Annotated in this window: 17 protein-coding genes; 13 read left to right on the top strand and 4 right to left on the bottom strand. The window is 52.0% G+C overall.

The window, feature by feature from the left end; all coding sequences use genetic code 11:
• The first annotated feature begins 8 nt into the window (after positions 1 to 8).
• A complete protein-coding gene (locus ACO0LC_RS25055; RefSeq protein ID WP_423008306.1) occupies positions 9 to 1,301 on the top strand; it encodes an HD-GYP domain-containing protein in 1,293 nt (430 codons plus the stop codon).
• A 5-nt stretch (positions 1,302 to 1,306) separates the two neighbouring features.
• Here the strand turns inward: ACO0LC_RS25055 and ACO0LC_RS25050 are convergent, their stop codons facing one another.
• The gene (locus ACO0LC_RS25050) at positions 1,307 to 1,951 is read right to left on the bottom strand and encodes a GntR family transcriptional regulator (protein ID WP_423008304.1); all 645 of its coding nucleotides are present in this window, start codon (positions 1,949 to 1,951) and stop codon (positions 1,307 to 1,309) included.
• Positions 1,952 to 2,147: 196 nt separating this feature from the next.
• Between ACO0LC_RS25050 and dctP the strand changes: the two genes are divergently transcribed.
• The 11 genes from dctP to ACO0LC_RS24995 are packed head-to-tail and all read left to right on the top strand — an operon-like array spanning position 2,148 to position 11,887.
• Positions 2,148 to 3,170, top strand: coding sequence for a TRAP transporter substrate-binding protein DctP (dctP, locus tag ACO0LC_RS25045; RefSeq protein WP_423008302.1), 1,023 nt, complete (start codon positions 2,148 to 2,150; stop codon positions 3,168 to 3,170).
• The gene (locus tag ACO0LC_RS25040) at positions 3,167 to 3,721 is read left to right on the top strand and encodes a TRAP transporter small permease (RefSeq protein WP_423008300.1); all 555 of its coding nucleotides are present in this window, start codon (positions 3,167 to 3,169) and stop codon (positions 3,719 to 3,721) included. Before dctP ends, ACO0LC_RS25040 begins: the two co-directional genes overlap by 4 nt.
• A complete protein-coding gene (locus ACO0LC_RS25035; RefSeq protein ID WP_423008298.1) occupies positions 3,718 to 5,067 on the top strand; it encodes a TRAP transporter large permease in 1,350 nt (449 codons plus the stop codon). The genes ACO0LC_RS25040 and ACO0LC_RS25035 overlap by 4 nt, the downstream gene beginning before the upstream one ends.
• A complete protein-coding gene (gene mdcA, locus ACO0LC_RS25030; protein ID WP_423008296.1) occupies positions 5,067 to 6,731 on the top strand; it encodes a malonate decarboxylase subunit alpha in 1,665 nt (554 codons plus the stop codon). Before ACO0LC_RS25035 ends, mdcA begins: the two co-directional genes overlap by 1 nt.
• An 8-nt stretch (positions 6,732 to 6,739) precedes the next feature.
• Positions 6,740 to 7,054: a malonate decarboxylase acyl carrier protein gene (mdcC, locus tag ACO0LC_RS25025; RefSeq protein WP_423008294.1), complete on the top strand. Its 315-nt coding sequence runs from the start codon at positions 6,740 to 6,742 to the stop codon at positions 7,052 to 7,054.
• The gene (locus ACO0LC_RS25020) at positions 7,051 to 7,950 is read left to right on the top strand and encodes a biotin-independent malonate decarboxylase subunit beta (protein WP_423008292.1); all 900 of its coding nucleotides are present in this window, start codon (positions 7,051 to 7,053) and stop codon (positions 7,948 to 7,950) included. The genes mdcC and ACO0LC_RS25020 overlap by 4 nt, the downstream gene beginning before the upstream one ends.
• Positions 7,943 to 8,656, top strand: a complete 714-nt coding sequence (mdcE, locus tag ACO0LC_RS25015) for a biotin-independent malonate decarboxylase subunit gamma (RefSeq protein WP_423008290.1) — start codon at positions 7,943 to 7,945, stop codon at positions 8,654 to 8,656. The genes ACO0LC_RS25020 and mdcE overlap by 8 nt, the downstream gene beginning before the upstream one ends.
• A gap of 3 nt (positions 8,657 to 8,659) precedes the next feature.
• Positions 8,660 to 9,352 carry a malonate decarboxylase holo-[acyl-carrier-protein] synthase gene (gene mdcG / locus ACO0LC_RS25010; protein WP_423008288.1) on the top strand — a complete coding sequence of 231 codons (693 nt, stop codon included), beginning with the start codon at positions 8,660 to 8,662 and terminating at the stop codon, positions 9,350 to 9,352.
• Positions 9,346 to 10,269 (top strand): triphosphoribosyl-dephospho-CoA synthase MdcB, encoded by a 924-nt coding sequence (gene mdcB / locus ACO0LC_RS25005; RefSeq protein WP_423008286.1) that lies wholly within the window; start codon positions 9,346 to 9,348, stop codon positions 10,267 to 10,269. The genes mdcG and mdcB overlap by 7 nt, the downstream gene beginning before the upstream one ends.
• Positions 10,262 to 11,197 (top strand): ACP S-malonyltransferase, encoded by a 936-nt coding sequence (locus tag ACO0LC_RS25000; RefSeq protein ID WP_423008284.1) that lies wholly within the window; start codon positions 10,262 to 10,264, stop codon positions 11,195 to 11,197. Before mdcB ends, ACO0LC_RS25000 begins: the two co-directional genes overlap by 8 nt.
• 57 nt (positions 11,198 to 11,254) lie before the next feature.
• Positions 11,255 to 11,887, top strand: a complete 633-nt coding sequence (locus tag ACO0LC_RS24995; protein WP_423008282.1) for a carboxymuconolactone decarboxylase family protein — start codon at positions 11,255 to 11,257, stop codon at positions 11,885 to 11,887.
• Between the two features lie 99 nt (positions 11,888 to 11,986).
• Here the strand turns inward: ACO0LC_RS24995 and infA are convergent, their stop codons facing one another.
• Together infA and ACO0LC_RS24985 are read right to left on the bottom strand one after the other, a co-directional pair.
• Entirely contained in the window at positions 11,987 to 12,250 is a 264-nt protein-coding gene (gene infA / locus ACO0LC_RS24990) for a translation initiation factor IF-1 (RefSeq protein WP_110258049.1), read from the bottom strand.
• Positions 12,251 to 12,906: 656 nt separating this feature from the next.
• Positions 12,907 to 13,836, bottom strand: coding sequence for a LysR family transcriptional regulator (locus ACO0LC_RS24985; RefSeq protein ID WP_423008280.1), 930 nt, complete (start codon positions 13,834 to 13,836; stop codon positions 12,907 to 12,909).
• Between the two features lie 193 nt (positions 13,837 to 14,029).
• On the opposite strand from ACO0LC_RS24985, the gene ACO0LC_RS24980 reads away from it, so the two are divergent.
• Positions 14,030 to 15,004: an MBL fold metallo-hydrolase gene (locus ACO0LC_RS24980; RefSeq protein ID WP_423008278.1), complete on the top strand. Its 975-nt coding sequence runs from the start codon at positions 14,030 to 14,032 to the stop codon at positions 15,002 to 15,004.
• A gap of 91 nt (positions 15,005 to 15,095) precedes the next feature.
• Here the strand turns inward: ACO0LC_RS24980 and qhpG are convergent, their stop codons facing one another.
• Positions 15,096 to 16,595 (bottom strand): flavin-dependent monooxygenase QhpG, encoded by a 1,500-nt coding sequence (gene qhpG / locus ACO0LC_RS24975; RefSeq protein WP_423008276.1) that lies wholly within the window; start codon positions 16,593 to 16,595, stop codon positions 15,096 to 15,098.
• Position 16,596 lies beyond the last annotated feature (1 nt).

The following is a 16,596-nucleotide window of genomic DNA, read 5'->3' as shown; positions in this document are numbered from 1 at the left end:
GTATTCTCATGTGTGCAGCCCCAATTACTGTTGATGTTCCCGTTGAACAATTATGCATAGGTTTATATGTGCATCTGGATATCTCATGGCTGGAACATTCTTTTGCCCTCAACAGCTTCAAGATCAAAAGCCAGGAAGAGATCACGGCAATCAAGCACCTGGGTTTGAAAACCATCAGGGTGAGCCCGGCCAAATCGGATAACCGTCCTTTGCCACCGTCGCCAAAAACAGTTGCAGTGGCAGAACCAGAACCGGCCATCGTACACAGCCCGGAAGAGCTGGCGCTGATTGCGGAAAAGAAAGCGCGCATAGACAGACTGGTCAAGGAGCGTAATGCCATCGCCCAATGCGAAAAGCAATTACTGAAAGCGGCCAATACGCTCAAAAGCATTACCAAAAATTTGTTTTCACGCCCACAAGAGTCAGTGAGAGAAGCAGATCAACTGGTACAACAAATGCTGGACTCTTTGCTGGTCGATAAAGACATCGCCATCCACTTAATGAATGACAAGATCGTTGGTGAAGAGTCTTATTACCATTCCCTCAATGTCGCCGTGCTGACCATGATGCTGGCAAAGGAATTATCTTTCCCTGCAGATGATATCAAGCAACTGGGCATGGGTTGCATGTTCCATGACATAGGCAAGGTAGAAATACCTGACCGCATCGTCAACAAGACTTTTGCTTTGACCAAGGCCGAGCAAAATCTTTTGCAGATGCACAGCCACTATGGTCAGCAAATTGCTGAAAAATTGAATTTGTCCAAGGGGGTGACAGACATCATCGCCCAGCATCATGAAATGGCAGATGGCAGTGGTTATCCGCAACAACTGAAGGCAGAGCGCATTTCGCCGCTGGCACGCATCGTCGCGATTACCAATACCTATGATAATTTGTGCAACAAACCAAATCCTGCCGATTCGCTGAGCCCGTTTGAGGCCATGTCGCATATGTTTGCTCATCAGCGCAAGCAATTCGATGCCCCCGCCCTGAACATCTTCATACGTTGCATGGGTGTTTATCCGCCAGGTACCATCGTTAAGCTCAGTGACGGTACTCTGGGCATGGTGGTCGGCGTCAATTCCGGCAAGCCCTTGCGTCCCAGTGTCTTGATTTATGATCCCAGTGTGCCCAAGTCCGAGGCCATCATCCTCGACCTGATACACGAACCCATACTCGATATCACTGCCAGCCTCAAGCCTGGACAGTTGTCACCCGAAGTCTATGAATACCTTAGCCCGCGCAAGCGCATGACGTATTTCTTTGATACGCAAAAGGCCGATAATCAGAAGCGGCCTTAAGTAGCTTATCTGGGCAATGAGGCAATCAAATCTGCAAAGCGTTGACCCTGTATCATGATATGGCCTCGCAATAAATTTGCAGTCAGTTCTGCTTCGCCTTGCAAGATTGCCTGCACCACTTCATCGTGTTCATTATAAGAATTGGCAATACGGTCACGCACGCGCAATTGCAGGCGGCGGTAAGGGCGCAGGCGACGGTGTAAATTCATCGCCTGTGTTTCCAGGAAATCATTATGGCTGCCCCGATAAATCAGGTAGTGAAAAATCTCATTCTTGTAAAAATATTCATCAGGGTCTTCGGCATCACGCGCATCCTTGCAGGCTTCATGGGCGGTTTTTAAATCTGCCTGCTCCTGTTTGGACATGCGGCGTGCCGCCATGCGGCCACACATGGCTTCAAACTCTGCCATGACTTCAAACATCTCCACTAATTGCTGTGGGCTGATGGTGGCTACCTGAGCACCACGGCGAGGGCGCATTTCTATGATACCCATGGATGCAAGTTGTATCAGTGCCTCACGGATAGGCGTGCGGGAGACGCCAAAGCGTTCTGCCAGTGCGGTTTCATCGAGATGGTGGCCAGGCTGCAGTTGCCCGGTTGCTATCAATTCTTCAATTTCTTCTCGCAGGCTGGCTGAACGGTTTTTCATTTTTATTGTGCATCTGGTTAATTCGTTAGTCTAGTATATATTCAAGTTGACTTTGAATGCAAAATAGTCGATCTTGTATACAAGAATTTTAATAAAGCATACAAGACAGAGTTGTTAGCGAGATATGCAAAGATCAAAGACAGGATCACAACTTGTCGAAAAGAGATGCCTCATCCATAAAACCTTAGGAGTAATCATGTCGCAACTGAAGAGAAGAACAGTCTTGCAAGCTTTAAGTCTGGCCCCGTTGGCGGCGGCATGGTCGCCATCATGGGCGCAAAGCACAGCCTTGAAAATTTCCCACCAGTTCCCTGGTGGTACGCTGGAAGAAGGTGATTTCCGTGACCGCCTGTGTCGCATGTTTGCCGCAGAAGTACAAAAGCGCACGAACGGCAGCCTGAAGTTTGAAATCTATCCCGGTTCTTCATTAATGAAGACCAATGCGCAATTCTCTTCCATGCGCAAGGGCGCGCTGGATTTGTCGCTGGTACCTTTGTCGTATGCCGGTGGTGAAGTGCCAGAAGTGAATATCGGCCTCATGCCTGGCCTAGTGCCGTCGTATGAAGTCGGCGCAGCATGGAAGAATGCCGAGGTCGGCAAGGAATTGAATAAACTCTTGCTGGACAAAGGCATAGTCATAGTCAGCTGGATCTGGCAGGCCGGTGGCGTGGCATCGCGCACCAAGGCGGTGGTTGATCCGGATGATGTCAAGGGCATGAAGATACGCGGCGGTTCGCGTGAAGTCGATCTGGTCTTGAAAGCCGCTGGCGCTGCCGTAGTATCGCTGCCGTCAAACGAAATCTATGCCGCCATGCAGACCGGGGCGATGGAAGCAGCCATGACTTCATCGACTTCACTGATCTCTTTCCGCCTCGAAGAAGTCTCCAAATTCCTGACCAGCGGCCGCGGCCAGAGTTACTGGTATATGTTTGAACCCCTGATGATGTCAAAAACGATTTTTGACAAGCTTAGCAAAGACCAGCAAAACACCATCATGACTGTGGGTGCCGAACTCGAAGCCTTTGCCATCAAGGCTGCCAAGCAAGATGATATTGCCGTCGCCACCGTCTATGAAAAGAAAGGCGCGAAGGTCGTAGATCTGAATGCTGCCACCGTCAAGAAATGGCAGGCAATCGCTCGCACCACGGCCTGGAAAGATTATGCGGAAAAAAATGAAAACTGCGCCAAATTGCTGAAGCTGGCGGAGAAACTATTATGAGCCATGGCTTTGAAATAGCAGCTCCTAAAGGGCCGCCTGTTCCAGACCATCCCTTCGTTGCGCGGTTGGCAAAAGTGCTGGAATGGGTGAACAAAGTCATCGTGCGCATCTCCATGTTTGCCATGTTGTTGACTGCCTTCATTCTCACTTATTCTGTCGTCACGCGCTATCTGTTCAAGGTGCCGACAGACTGGCAGGACGAAGCCTCAGTCTTCATGCTGATAGGCGTGACCTTTTTTTCCGCAGCTTACGTGCAATCTTACCGTGGTCACATAGGCATAGAGGTCTTGTCATCCATTTTGCCACCTGCAGTCAATCGCTTTCGTCTGTTGCTGGTGGATATTCTCAGCGCGACGTTTTGCCTATTCTTTTCCTGGAAATCCTGGACGCTATTTCATGAAGCCTGGGTAGATGGACAAACGACTTCATCGACATTCGCTCCACCGCTATGGATACCTTATGCCATGATGGCGGCTGGGATGACCCTGTTGTCGCTGCAAATCCTGGTACAGATACTGGCTGCCGCCACCAACAAAAAGAGGCCAGCATGAGTCCACTTACCCTCGGTGTTTTATATGGCATAGTGACCCTGGTCGTGATGTTTTCGGGCATGCCCATCGCCTTTGCTCTGGGCGTAGTGGCCACCGGTTTCATGTATTTTTTCATGCCTGCCGCGTCACTCGATACCATTACCCAGAACGTCTATGAAGAAATGGCATCGATCACCTTGTTGTCGATACCGTTGTTCATTTTAAAAGGTGCGGCCATCGGCAAATCACCTGCCGGACGTGACCTGTATTCTGCCATCCATGCCTGGTTGCACAAGGTGCCGGGCGGCCTGGGTATCGCCAATGTATTCGCCTGCGCCATGTTTGCGGCAATGGCAGGCTCTTCCCCAGCCACATGCTCTGCCATCGGCTCGGCTGGTATACCAGAAATGCGCAGGCGTGGTTACTCGCCCGGCTTCGCGGCAGGCATCATCGCTGCCGGTGGTACTCTGGGTATCTTGTTGCCGCCATCGATTACCATGATCCTGTATGCAGTTGCTGCGGAGCAGTCGCTAGGGCGTTTGTTTTTGGCGGGTATAGGCCCGGGCATCTTGCTGGTGATTTTGTTTTCTGGCTATGCTGTCTACAGGGCACGCCGCGAGTATGCGATTGCGTACAAGGCGTACGAACAGGGTGGTGTCAAATCAGCTTATCTGGAAGAAGAACATTTCACCCTCGCGCAAAAAGTCGAGATGCTGCCGCGGGTTTTGCCCTTCGTTATCCTGCTCATCGGTGTCATGGTGGCCCTGTATGGTGGTTATGCCACGCCTTCAGAAACCGCAGGCCTGGGTGCCTTGCTGGCGATGGTATTGATTGCGATTGTGTATGGCGTCTGGCGACCAAAAGACATTTCACCCTTCATTAACTCGACCATCAAAGAATCGACGATGCTGCTGTTCATCATAGGCATGTCGCTGCTATATTCCTATGTCATGAGTTATCTGCATATCAGCCAGTCTGCTGCGCAATGGGTGGTCGACCTGCACCTCAGTAAATGGATGCTGCTGACAGTGATTTTGCTGATGGTGGTGGTGTTTGGTTTCTTTTTACCTCCGGTATCGATTATCCTGATGATGTGCCCCATCATCTTGCCACCATTGAAGGTAGCAGGCTTTGACCTGATCTGGTTTGGTGTGGTCATGACCATCGTCATGGAGATGGGTCTGATACATCCACCCGTGGGCTTGAATATCTTTGTCATCAAGAATATTGCGCCGGATATACCCTTGAAGGATATCGTCTGGGGTGTCATGCCTTTTCTGTTATTGATGCTGGTGGCGGTGATTTTATTATGTGTATTCCCGCATATCGCCACCGCATTTCCTGATGCCTTGATGGGAGCAAAATAATGACCGCAGCCGGTCGCTGGAACACCCTGCAAATTAATCGCCAGCAGCGCCTGCAAAGGGCGGCTGAAGTATTGGGTAATGATTTGCAGGGCAAATTATTGCCGCAGCAGCGTATAGGTGACTGCCTGCATGCGGTACTCGAAGCAGGCGACCGCGTTTGCCTGGAAGGTAATAACCAGAAGCAGGCAGATTTTCTGGCCAAAGCACTCACCAGGCTGGATGCTGCGCGTGTGCATGACTTGCACATGCTGCTGTCCGTGCTGGCACTGCCTGAACACCTGGATGTATTTGACAAGGGCATCGCCAGCAAGCTGGATTTTTCTTTTTCTGGCCCACAAGCGGCACGCCTGGCCAAACTGGCCTCAGCAGGTAAATTGAATATCGGCGCCATTCATACTTACCTGGAACTGTATGCACGTTATTTTGTTGACCTGACACCGCGGGTGGCCCTGGTGGCTGCGCAGTCAGCAGACCGCGCAGGAAATTTATATACCGGCCCCAATACTGAGGACACACCGACGATAGTCGAAGCCACGGCATTCAAGTCCGGCATCGTGATTGCCCAGGTCAATGAGATAGTTGATGTCTTGCCGCGTGTCGATATCCCCGCAGGCTGGGTAGATTTTATCGTGCAGGCGCCGACGCCGCATTACATAGAACCCCTGTTCACCCGTGACCCGGCCTTGATCTCCGAGATACAGGTCTTGATGGCGATGATGGCCATCAAAGGCATCTATGCAGAATATGAAGTCAAACGACTCAACCACGGCATAGGCTTTGATACCGCAGCCATAGAATTGCTCTTGCCCACCTATGCGGCATCGCTGGGTCTGAAAGGCAAGATTGCCAGCCACTGGGCGCTGAACCCGCACCCGGCCCTGATACCTGCGATAGAAGCGGGCTTTGTTGAATCCGTGCATTCCTTCGGTTCTGAACTGGGCATGGAAGACTATATCCGCGCCCGGCCAGATGTTTTCTTTGTCGGTGCAGATGGCAGCATGCGTAGCAACCGCGCACTCTCACAGGCAGCAGGGCATTATGCCTGCGATATGTTCATAGGCTCCACTTTGCAAATTGATTTACAAGGTAATTCATCGACAGCCACCCTGGGTCGTATCGCCGGTTTTGGTGGCGCACCGAATATGGGGGCAGATGCACGTGGCCGCCGCCATGCCAGCCCGGCTTGGCTAAAAGCAGGCAGGGAAGCACGAGCAGGCAGCAAGCAGATACCGCGCGGCCAAAAACTGGTGGTGCAAATGGTAGAGACTTTCCGCGAGCACATGCAAGCCGCCTTTGTAGAAAAACTCGATGCATGGCAACTGGCAGAACAAGCGAAGATGGCGATACCGCCAGTCATGATTTATGGTGATGACGTCACCCATATTCTGACTGAAGAAGGGATCGCCAATCTGCTCTTGTGCCGCAGCGAAGAAGAGCGCGAACAAGCGATACGTGGCGTCGCAGGTTACACGCCGGTTGGCCTGGCACGTGACAAACGCATGGTAGAAAACCTGCGTGACCGTGGCATCATCAAACGTGCAGAAGACTTGGGCATAGATAAACGCATGGCTACTCGTGACTTGCTCGCTGCAAAGAATATGAAAGACCTGGTACGCGCATCGGGCGGTTTATATCAACCACCGAAACGTTTCAGGAACTGGTAAGGATCATCATGGAAACTTTGGTATACCGCTTTGAGCAGGGGCAACGCAAGCTGGGGGCAGCGGCGCAGCTAGTTGGTGTGGTCAGCTCGGGCAACCTCGAAGTATTGGTACAGGCTGTGGATTTGCAGTCAGCCTGCGAGATAGAAATCAGCACGGCTGCTACTGGCTTTGGTGCGATCTGGCAAGCAGTCATGAATGATTTTAACCAGCGCTGGCAACTGGCCGATTGCCGCATCGCCATCAATGATATGGGTGCTACCCCCGCTGTTGTCAGCCTGCGCATGGATCAGGCCATAGAAGCCTGTCTGGAGCAAACCAAATGAGCAGCTATCTGGAAGCAACTGCCAGGCAAAGAGTGGCCGCATTGATCAGCGATTTCACAGAATTTCTGCCACCGGCAAAAGAATGGACCAGCCCGCATCTGCCACAACTGAATGCACCGGTCTCCTTTGATGATGGCGTCGTCATCGGTCGCGGCATTATCGATGGCAAGCAAGTGTATGTCGCCGCACAGGAAGGTGGTTTTATGGGCGGGGCAGTTGGTGAAGTGCATGGTGCCAAAATGGTAGGCCTCATGCGCGCTGCTGTTATCCACAAACCACAGGCGCTGGTCCTGCTGGCAGAGTCAGGCGGTGTGCGCCTGCATGAAGCGAATGCAGGCCTGATTGCCGTGTCTGAAGTCATGCGTGCCTTGCTGGCTGTGCGTGCGACGGGCATAGCTGTCATTGTCGTCATCGGTGGCAGCAATGGCTGTTTTGGCGGCATGGGCATAGTCTCGCGCTGTGCGAATACCATCATCATGTCAGAAGAAGCGCGCCTCGCCATGTCCGGCCCTGAAGTCATAGAAACCGCCAATGGCGTAGAAGAATTTGATTCACGTGACCGCGCATTGGTATGGCGCACTACCGGCGGCAAGCATCGCTACCTGCTGGGTGATTGCCAGATGCTGGTGGCCGATGATGATGCCGCCTTCAAGGCAGCGATAGTGCAAGCCATGCAGGACAATGTACTGGCTGAAGTCGCCCTCAGCCTGGCTGTACTGGAAGCTGAACAAGATATGTTGGCAGCGCGCCTGCAAGATTTTGGTAGCAAGACTGAGTCCATGGATATCTGGGCTGCCATGGGCATAGAACATCCTGAGGATATTGCCATGCTTGATACCCAGGATTTCCTGCAACTAAGTACCAGCATCAGGCAGACGGAGCGCCAACATGGATAGCATGCAATTGCTTGCGCAATTATTCCCGCAAGGTCACGAGGTAACTGTCGTTGATGATTTCATTTCTGGCACAGCGACTATAGCTGGGCAGGGTATCAGCGTCATCGGCACCAGCGGCCATACACCGATAGGCGTAGAGATAGCGCTGGCACAAGCCAGGGCAGTGCTGGCGACGGTGCGGGATCATCCGCAAAGAGCTATCTTGCTGCTGGTAGATACCCAGGGCCAGCGCCTGCGTCATAGAGATGAAATGCTGGGCATTAACAGCTATATGGCACATCTGGGTAAATGCATAGAGTTAGCCAGGCAATCTGGTCATAAGATCATTGCGCTGGTTTATGACCAGGCACTGTCTGGCGGCTTCATCACCAGCGGCATGATGGCCGATGCCTGCTATGCCTTGCCAGAAGCCACCATACGCGTCATGGGCTTGCCAGCGATGGCACGCATCACCAAAGTACCTGAAGAAAAACTGGCCGCACTGGCATTGCACAATCCCGTATTTGCCCCCGGCCCTAAAAATTATGAACGCATGGGTGGTATACAGGCGATATGGCAAGGTGATCTGGCGCAGCGTTTGCACGAGGCCCTGTTGCAGGCAGATGGCAGCGACAGGCGCAGTGAATTGGGTCAGCAACGCGGCGGCCGTCGCAAGGCGCAGCAAGTCATAGATGCTGTGTTGTTACAAGCATCGCATGCAGGTTGATACATGGAGAGCATCGCGCAATACCAAAGACATGATCTGGTCTGGCTTGCTGATGAAGCCTGGCTTGCTGTCTTGCAGTCTTTTGGCGCACCGGATTTGCTCAGGCAGTGGCAGCAGGAAGAATGGCCAGCGGTAGTCACGCGTCGCCATCCTGATACCGCAGAAGATGAAGTTTGTATAGGTTTTCCGCTGCCACCTGTGAATGGCAACAAGCCGCGCTTTGCTGCCGCGGTGAAGGCCGAGCATATCGCCATCCATCAGTCTGCCTTGTCCTTGCACACTGTCACCGTGATTGTTCCACCTGCCTGGCAGGCAGGTTTGCAAAACCTGCATCAGCAGGCTTTAATGGCGGGTATCAAGCTACGTGTGTATGGCTCGGTCGCCATGCAGTTTTTGACGGGGCAAGATTATCTGAGTGCGACTTCAGATATCGATATCCTGTTCCGGCCTTATCACCAGGCACAACTGCGTGCTGGCCTGGCATTGCTGCAAGAGCATCAGCAAAGCTTGGCTATAGATGGCGAAATTATTTTCCCTGGCGAGGCCGCAGTGTCCTGGAAAGAATGGATACAGCCCGCCCACGCTGGGCAGGATTTTAACCAGCAGCGCGTGATGGTCAAAGACATGCATAGCGTCAGTCTGCGCGCACGACAAAGCTTGCTTGATCTCTTGCCTGAAGGTGAGTTGCCATGCTAGGACAGGCACATGTGCATATAGAACGGCGTTCAGTTCAGGCAACGATAGTTTTGATTCGAAGAAAACATATTGCGCAGCAGGTCGCCATACTCGCGATACGCAGTCTGTATGCCGAGCTGGCCTTGTATCCCAAACCCGGCCTGGTATCCCTGCGTGACAATGGCAGCCATACAGATATGGATGCTGCCTGCTTCATGCGCAGCCTGTTTTCGCTACGCCATTATTTCAAAGACATTGCGCTTGCGGGGGCAGATGGTGCTGACTTCAAAGTATTAAAGCAACTGGGCATCGCAGCAGAACAGCGTATGCTGAAATCGACCAGAGGCATCAATACGCATAGAGGTGCCATTTTTGCTTTGGGTATGCTTAGTGCAGCGGCAGGATATTGTTTGTCGCGTGAAGCCACATTGACGGCGGCGACTTTACGACTAGCCCTCATCTCGCAATGGAGGCAGGCATTGGTTGTGCATAGTGCTCCTGAAGATGTGCAATATCTGAGCCACGGCTTAAAGGCCGCAAAACTCTATTCTGCCAGCGGTGCCAGGGAAGAAGCAGCGCTGGGTTTCCCTTCCATCTTTGAACTTGCGCTGCCACGCCTGCAACAAAGCTTGGGAGAAGGCCGCAGTCTGTATCTGGCGCAAATAGATTGTTTCTTCACGCTGATGGCACATATCAGCGACACAAATTTATATCACCGGGGTGGTGCGGCAGGCATAGCCTATGCCAGGGACTCCGCACAAAAATTTCTGGGGCAAGGTGGCACAACTAATTCGCAATGGCTGCGTATGGCAGAAAACTGTCATCAAGAATTTATTTCGAGCAGATTGTCGCCGGGTGGTGCCGCAGATATGCTGGCAGCCACTTGCTTTGTGCATTACTGTCTGGAAGAATTTTCTGCGACGAGGATACATGAATAAGCTCGCCCTGCTTTGTCCGGGGCAGGGTGCACAGTTTGCGGATATGTTTGCGCTGGCTAAGCAGGATGCCCAGGCGGCCAGTTTTGTGCAAGCGGCCTTGAGTCATCAGATAGAGCAACATACACTCGCAGATGCACTTTCATCGCCCAATCTTCTGTTTAACAATCGCTATGCCCAGCCCTTGATCGTCGCCGCTACGCTGGCCAACTGGCAGGCATTGCGGGATCATTTGCCGACACCAGACTTGATCGCCGGATATAGCGTGGGTGAAGTTTCTGCACATGCAGCCAGTGGCAGCCTGGATGTGCAAGCAGCAGTGCGACTCGCCACCACCCGCGCCAGCCTGATGCAGGCTTGCGTACATGCACCGCAAGGCATGCTGGCAGTATCTGGCGTCGCCATCGCCGAACTACAAGATTTTGCGATCAGCCATGATCTGCACGTCGCCATCATCACTGCTGACAACAAGGCCATCATCGCTGGTCTGGCAGACCAGATTGCCGCAGCAATGCCGAAGATAGCCAGTTTGCCTGGACATGAGATTGCGCGCACAGAAATTGCCGTGCACGTCGCTTCACACACACCGCTGATGCTGGCTGCCGTACCTGGTTTTGCGCAAGCGCTGAGGGACACTCTCATGCATGAAACTGAGATTCCCGTATTGGCTGGTATCAATGCCGAAAAAGTCACAGAGCCAGCGACCATACGCAGCAGCTTGCTGGCACAAATGACGCAGACCATACAATGGCATGCCTGCATGGATGCAATGGCTGAAAACGGCATCAGCCATGCGCTGGAACTGGGCCCAGGTTCTGCGCTATCCAAAATGCTGCAGACCCGCCACCCGCAAATCGCCTGTCGTTCTGTCGCAGACTTCCGCAGCCTTGAAGGGGTCGCACTATGGGTGCAACGCCAGAACGAGAGTTGATTTTCACTAGTCCAAAGCAACACAAAGCAGCACCATGCAACACATACAGGAGACAGCATGAAACGTATTACACTGAGCAATATTTTCATTCCTATCATACTCACCATGACCATCAACACCCTGGCCCTGGCTGGCGAACGCCTTCCTACCATACCTCCAGCGCAATACACCGAAGAACAAAAGAAAGCGGCGGAAGAATTCCTGGCAACGCGCAAGGTGCCTGTCTTTGGCCCGTTCGAGCCCTTGATGCACAGCCCGCAAGTCATGAGCCAGGCACGCGCCATGGGTGATTATCTGCGTTATCAATCTGCGCTGGGCACTACTCTCAGCGAACTCGTCATACTCATCACTGCACGTGAGTGGTCGCAGGATTATGAATGGTATGTACATCACCCCATCGCTCTCAAGGCGGGTATCAAGCCAGAGGTGACCGCTGCAATTGCTGATGGCAGACGCCCAACGGGCATGACAGACGATGAAGAAATCGTCTATGACTTTTCGATGGAATTACACAAGAACAAGCGCGTGTCCGACCGCAGCTATGAGCGCGCAGAAAAGCGCTTTGGTAAAAAGGGGATAGTAGATCTGACCGGCATCAATGCCTATTACACCCTGCTGGCCATGCAGATGAATGTGGCGCAGTATCAGATACCCAAGGATGGGAAGAAGCTGGTGCGCTTTCCCGAGTAAACCAGATAGCCTTGAAATCAATATAACAGGACAAAAAAATGGGGCCAATGCCCCATTTTTTTACATCTGCTGTATTTGCTGTAGCTACGATAGCCGCGATCAGTAACGACGACGTTGCTGACCACCACCTGATGGTCCGCGTGTTTCAATATGGCGGAATGTGATTCTGCCCTTGCTCAAATCATAAGGGGACAATTCCAGTGTCACCTTGTCACCGGCCAGTATGCGTATGTGATGCTGACGCATTTTGCCGGACGTGTAAGCGATCAGTTTGTGACCGTTTTCCAGATTCACACGAAAACGTGAATCGGGCAGCACTTCTTCAACTTGACCACTCATTTCCAACAGTTCTTCTTTTGCCATGGTTTTTCATCTTTATAGTAGGGTGTGACACCTGTACACAGACTGCGTCACTAATGACAGACGATCACATAATCATCTGCAAGGGATTACGGTGAACTCACTGTTGATCGCCTGATACTGTAAGACGAAAAGAGTGTGAGTGTTGAAAGAGGCTGTGCACAGATGGCTTTTCCATCACATCAACACAGTGCTTGGATACCAACCAGAAGAATGAGCTAAAGGCCAGTAATTAATGCAAGGTAAAGCAACTATGCAGCAGCTTGTTACCAGAAACGCTACCCAGCGCTTATCAGAAACACTTCGTCAGAAATACAGCGATTTATCAGAAGATAAGAATTCTTTTGCAATAGGATTATACCCCGAATACGGTAATTTCTTGCGAATTGCTGACAAATGCCAAGGGAAATGCGGAAAATAGAACATTTTGTTGACTAAATAATCTTTAATGCAGGGCTTTCCTGTCATTGCGACAAATTAAGTTCATAACTGTTTGTTATTTTTAAGCTCAGCAGCTTATAGGGTAACAAAGTCATAGGCAGTGTTGAAAGCGATCATTTACCAAATTTCAGCGATGTCACATGTGTACTGTTCTGGACATAGGTATAGTCTGAAAACGGATATTTGATGCTTAGTGAATGGGTATTCCCAGGTTGGGGCTATACCGGGTTGGCCAATACCCTGTCCCAATAAGGAGGTTCACCAAATGTGCTGCGCAGGTGGGCAATAAACAATTGTGCTTTTGCTGCATGTGAACGGCCGGGCATGCGTACTGCATGTATGCCTGGCCGTATCTTTGTGTGGGTGTTATTGGCCTCCGGGAAGAGTGAGATCAATTGTCCTGTCTCTAAGGCATCACAGACCATCCAGCTGGCCAGATGGACTATGCCTATGTCGGCCAGTGCAGCTTGCAGCAAGGATTCAGTATCGTCAGAACGCAGGCTGCCGCGGATTGGCAAGCTGGACTCGCGGTTCACGCCTGGGTAGGCCCACCAGCCAGTGGGTAACGGTGGTGTTGCTATCGTCAGGCAATTATGTCTGAGCAAATCTGGCGGTGTGGCTGGCTTGCCATGACGCGCCAGATAGGCCGGGCTGGCGCAGGTCAGCCTGTGCAGCGGAGCCAGTGTAGTCGCCACCAGATCGCTGTCCGGCAACACGCCTATGCGCACTGCGACATCGACCCTGCGTGTGGACAAATCGACGATTTCATCGCTGACATGCAAATCTACTTCTAGCAAGGGATAAAGCTTCAGGAAACTGGCGACAGCTGGGGCAATATGCCGTCTGCCAAATGCTGACGGTGCTGTGACCGTCAGCAAGCCACGCGGGTCAGCATTCAGTGCTGACATGGCTTGCCGGGCATCTGCCAGTTCTGCGGCGATGTTTTTTGCTCTTGGTAAAAACTGCTCACCCGAATCGGTCAGCAGCAAGCGTCGTGAACTGCGATGGAATAATTTGATACCCAATTCAGCTTCCAGCGCATCTATCTTGCGGGAGATGGATGACACTGCCACATCGTGCTTTTTTGCAACAGCAGACAAACTACCTGCTTCATGCACTTCCAAAAAAAACTGTAACGCATCGAACATGCTGGCCCTTGACTATTTTGCGAAAATCGCAAAGATGATTTGCATAATGAATGATTGTACTGATTTTCGCAAAGAAATAGAATCTCTTCCATCAACAACAAGTCAACACTCAGTAGTCAACACTCAGTAGTCAACACTCAGTAGCCAACATTCAGTAGCCAACAATACGGGCGCATAGCCCAAGGAAGAGAACATGATCAAGAACACTTTACATCAATTAACCCACGCTGCCTTATACCTGTCCATCGCCGGTGCATTCGGCATGAGCAGCGGTGCAGCCTATGCAGCCGCACCCATGGTAAAAACATCTGCCCCCGCGTATTACCGCACTATGCTGGGCGCATTTGAAGTGACTGCGCTCAGCGACGGCACCGTTAAATTGCCTGTTGATAAAATCCTCATGGAACCAGAGCAGAAGACCAGGGAAGTACTGGCCAAATCATTCTTGCAGGCACCGCTGGAAACCTCAGTGAATGCCTACCTGGTCAATACTGGCAACAAATTGATATTGATAGATGCAGGCACTGGCAGCCTGTTTGGCCCCAGTCTGGGCAAGCTGATTGCCAATCTGAAAGCATCAGGGTATGAAGCTGCGCAGATAGATGACATCTACCTGACTCATTTGCATCCTGATCATGTAGGTGGTTTGATGATTAATGGTGCAATGGCTTTCAACAATGCCACGATACATGTGAATGAGGCAGAGGCAGATTATTGGCTGAGTCCAAAAAACCTCGAACAGGCACCGGCAGATGGCAAGTCTTTCTTTCAGGGAGCGCAGGCTTCAGTCAATCCCTACAAGGCAGCACAAAAGTTGCAGACCTTTAGCAAGGATAGTGAATTACTGCCTGGCCTGACTGCGCATTCTACCCAGGGTCATACGGCTGGTCATACCTCTTATCTGCTGGAAAGTCAGGGTGAAAAAATGCTGGTGGTCGGTGACCTGATCCACGTCGCTGCTGTGCAACTCGGCGAGCCCGAAGTGACGGTGACTTTTGATAGCCATGCCAAAGCAGCCTCTGCCATGCGTCAGAAAATTTTCACCCAGGCAGCCAAAGATGGCGTTATCGTTGCTGCCTCACATATGCAGTTTCCGGGCATGGGGCATTTGAAAAAGGCTGGTTCCAGCTATCAATGGGTGCCGGTGAATTTCAGCTTGATGCCTTAAATAATTGATGGCCTGCGAGGGCAGGCCGTCATCCAATTATATGCAATATGCAAGTCCGGCATTTACTGGCATTTGTACTATCAGTCGCCGTTTAAGTCAGGCTCTCCAGTATGCCGCGCTGCCATAGCCATGCAGTGATTTTTTGTGCGTTTTGTGCACCCAAGCCTATTTCCAGTTTTTTCAATACGCTGGCTAGCGACTGTGGCTGCCATAAGGAATCAAGATGCGGCAGCAGCGCCTGGTTTTCCAGGAAAGAAACAGGACGTTCCAGGCTGGGGTGGGTGATCGCCAGCTGTTTTTCTACCTTGTCATCGACCACGCAGTAGCTGGCCACCATGCTGGTGGCCGGGTGTATGCGCAAGGGCAGGTAAGGGTTGAAGCTGGCCAGTGGCCTTAATTCTATTGGCCGGTAATTACTTAATTGCTGACTTTGCTCTCGTAGCGAAAATAACAGTGGATGAGCAGATGCAGTCTCTGCATTGCCGGTATCTTTGACGCCAGAACGCTCTTGCCAGAATAAGCTATCACTACACCATGCCTGGGCATAGTAAGCCTCTGTCCAATAGCTGTGGCGGGAGCAGGTTTCTGTCAATCTTTGTTCAAAGAAGTGACGGGCCAGTTCGTAGCGATTTTCATCCGCGTTTTCATCGACACCACCCAGTATCGTGTGGATTGCAACTACAGCCTGCAAAGAAAAACGCATGGCTTTTTCCACGCCTGAAGATGAGATTGGATCGATTGCAAATGCCGCATCACCAAGTTTGAGCCTGCCATCTTGCCAGCTATCGAGTGATAAATAAGGTGTAGCCACGCAGGCTTGCAAGCGGCTGGCGTAAGGAGTCGTTGCCACGTCAGAAAATAGCAGGCTGGACCCGCATTGCTTGCGCAGCCATTGTTCGGCCTGCCCCGGCATTTGCTGGTGTGCAGTGTGTGGATCGCTGAGCAACATGATGCGGTAACGCTGGTCAGGCAGGCGGGTGCCCCAAAGCCAGCCATGTTCCAGTGCTTCTACCTGCGTGAAATTCACCATCCCAGTCGGGATATGCGCAGGTGATAATTCTGCCCAGACCGCAGACAGGCGTGGTGCGCAGGCATACTGTTGCTGGCTATTGCTGCGTCCGCTGGCATCGAGGATAAAACGCGCATGGGTTTGCTGCACGCCATCAGCAGTCTTGATACTGATTTGCCAGTCGTAAGGGCTGCCTTCTATGTCCTGCACTTGCGCTGGCATGGTAAGGCTGATGCTGCGTTGCAGGGCCAGTTGCAATAAGGCCGTATCAAAGGCAGCGCGGTTGACGACGGCGGCGTCGCCATGACGGATTATTTCTGCTTGCTGGCTGCGCCAGCACAGGCGCGTCGCCAAACCTGCCAGATGGGGCACGGCTTGCATGGCTACATTGGCATCGAGCATATCTATGATGTTTCTGACTCCCGGCGTCAGTGCCTCACCTATCTGCGTGCGCGGCCAGTTTGCGCTACGCTCCAGCATTTGCACGCTATAGCCCAGTTGCTGCAAGCGCAGGGCGGCAGTCAGCCCGGCTGGCCCGGCACCGATGATGAGGACATCGACTGCGCTATCCGTGCTCGCCATT

Source organism: Undibacterium sp. JH2W (assembly GCF_049340425.1).
In the GTDB taxonomy this organism is placed as follows: Bacteria; Pseudomonadota; Gammaproteobacteria; order Burkholderiales; family Burkholderiaceae_D; genus Undibacterium.
The sequence above is the reverse complement of the archived record's forward strand: the minus strand, read 5'-3'. Positions and strand labels throughout refer to the sequence as shown.

Coding starts and splice junctions, on each gene's coding strand:
- mdcE (WP_423008290.1), top strand. CDS start 7,943: ATGGATAGCATGCAATTGCTTGCGCAATTATTCCCGCAAGGTCACGAG.
- ACO0LC_RS24985 (WP_423008280.1), bottom strand. CDS start 13,836: ATGTTCGATGCGTTACAGTTTTTTTTGGAAGTGCATGAAGCAGGTAGT.
- ACO0LC_RS25020 (WP_423008292.1), top strand. CDS start 7,051: ATGAGCAGCTATCTGGAAGCAACTGCCAGGCAAAGAGTGGCCGCATTG.
- dctP (WP_423008302.1), top strand. CDS start 2,148: ATGTCGCAACTGAAGAGAAGAACAGTCTTGCAAGCTTTAAGTCTGGCC.
- mdcA (WP_423008296.1), top strand. CDS start 5,067: ATGACCGCAGCCGGTCGCTGGAACACCCTGCAAATTAATCGCCAGCAG.
- ACO0LC_RS25000 (WP_423008284.1), top strand. CDS start 10,262: ATGAATAAGCTCGCCCTGCTTTGTCCGGGGCAGGGTGCACAGTTTGCG.
- ACO0LC_RS25055 (WP_423008306.1), top strand. CDS start 9: ATGTGTGCAGCCCCAATTACTGTTGATGTTCCCGTTGAACAATTATGC.
- mdcB (WP_423008286.1), top strand. CDS start 9,346: ATGCTAGGACAGGCACATGTGCATATAGAACGGCGTTCAGTTCAGGCA.
- qhpG (WP_423008276.1), bottom strand. CDS start 16,595: ATGGCGAGCACGGATAGCGCAGTCGATGTCCTCATCATCGGTGCCGGG.
- infA (WP_110258049.1), bottom strand. CDS start 12,250: ATGGCAAAAGAAGAACTGTTGGAAATGAGTGGTCAAGTTGAAGAAGTG.
- ACO0LC_RS25050 (WP_423008304.1), bottom strand. CDS start 1,951: ATGAAAAACCGTTCAGCCAGCCTGCGAGAAGAAATTGAAGAATTGATA.
- mdcG (WP_423008288.1), top strand. CDS start 8,660: ATGGAGAGCATCGCGCAATACCAAAGACATGATCTGGTCTGGCTTGCT.
- ACO0LC_RS25035 (WP_423008298.1), top strand. CDS start 3,718: ATGAGTCCACTTACCCTCGGTGTTTTATATGGCATAGTGACCCTGGTC.
- mdcC (WP_423008294.1), top strand. CDS start 6,740: ATGGAAACTTTGGTATACCGCTTTGAGCAGGGGCAACGCAAGCTGGGG.
- ACO0LC_RS25040 (WP_423008300.1), top strand. CDS start 3,167: ATGAGCCATGGCTTTGAAATAGCAGCTCCTAAAGGGCCGCCTGTTCCA.
- ACO0LC_RS24980 (WP_423008278.1), top strand. CDS start 14,030: ATGATCAAGAACACTTTACATCAATTAACCCACGCTGCCTTATACCTG.
- ACO0LC_RS24995 (WP_423008282.1), top strand. CDS start 11,255: ATGAAACGTATTACACTGAGCAATATTTTCATTCCTATCATACTCACC.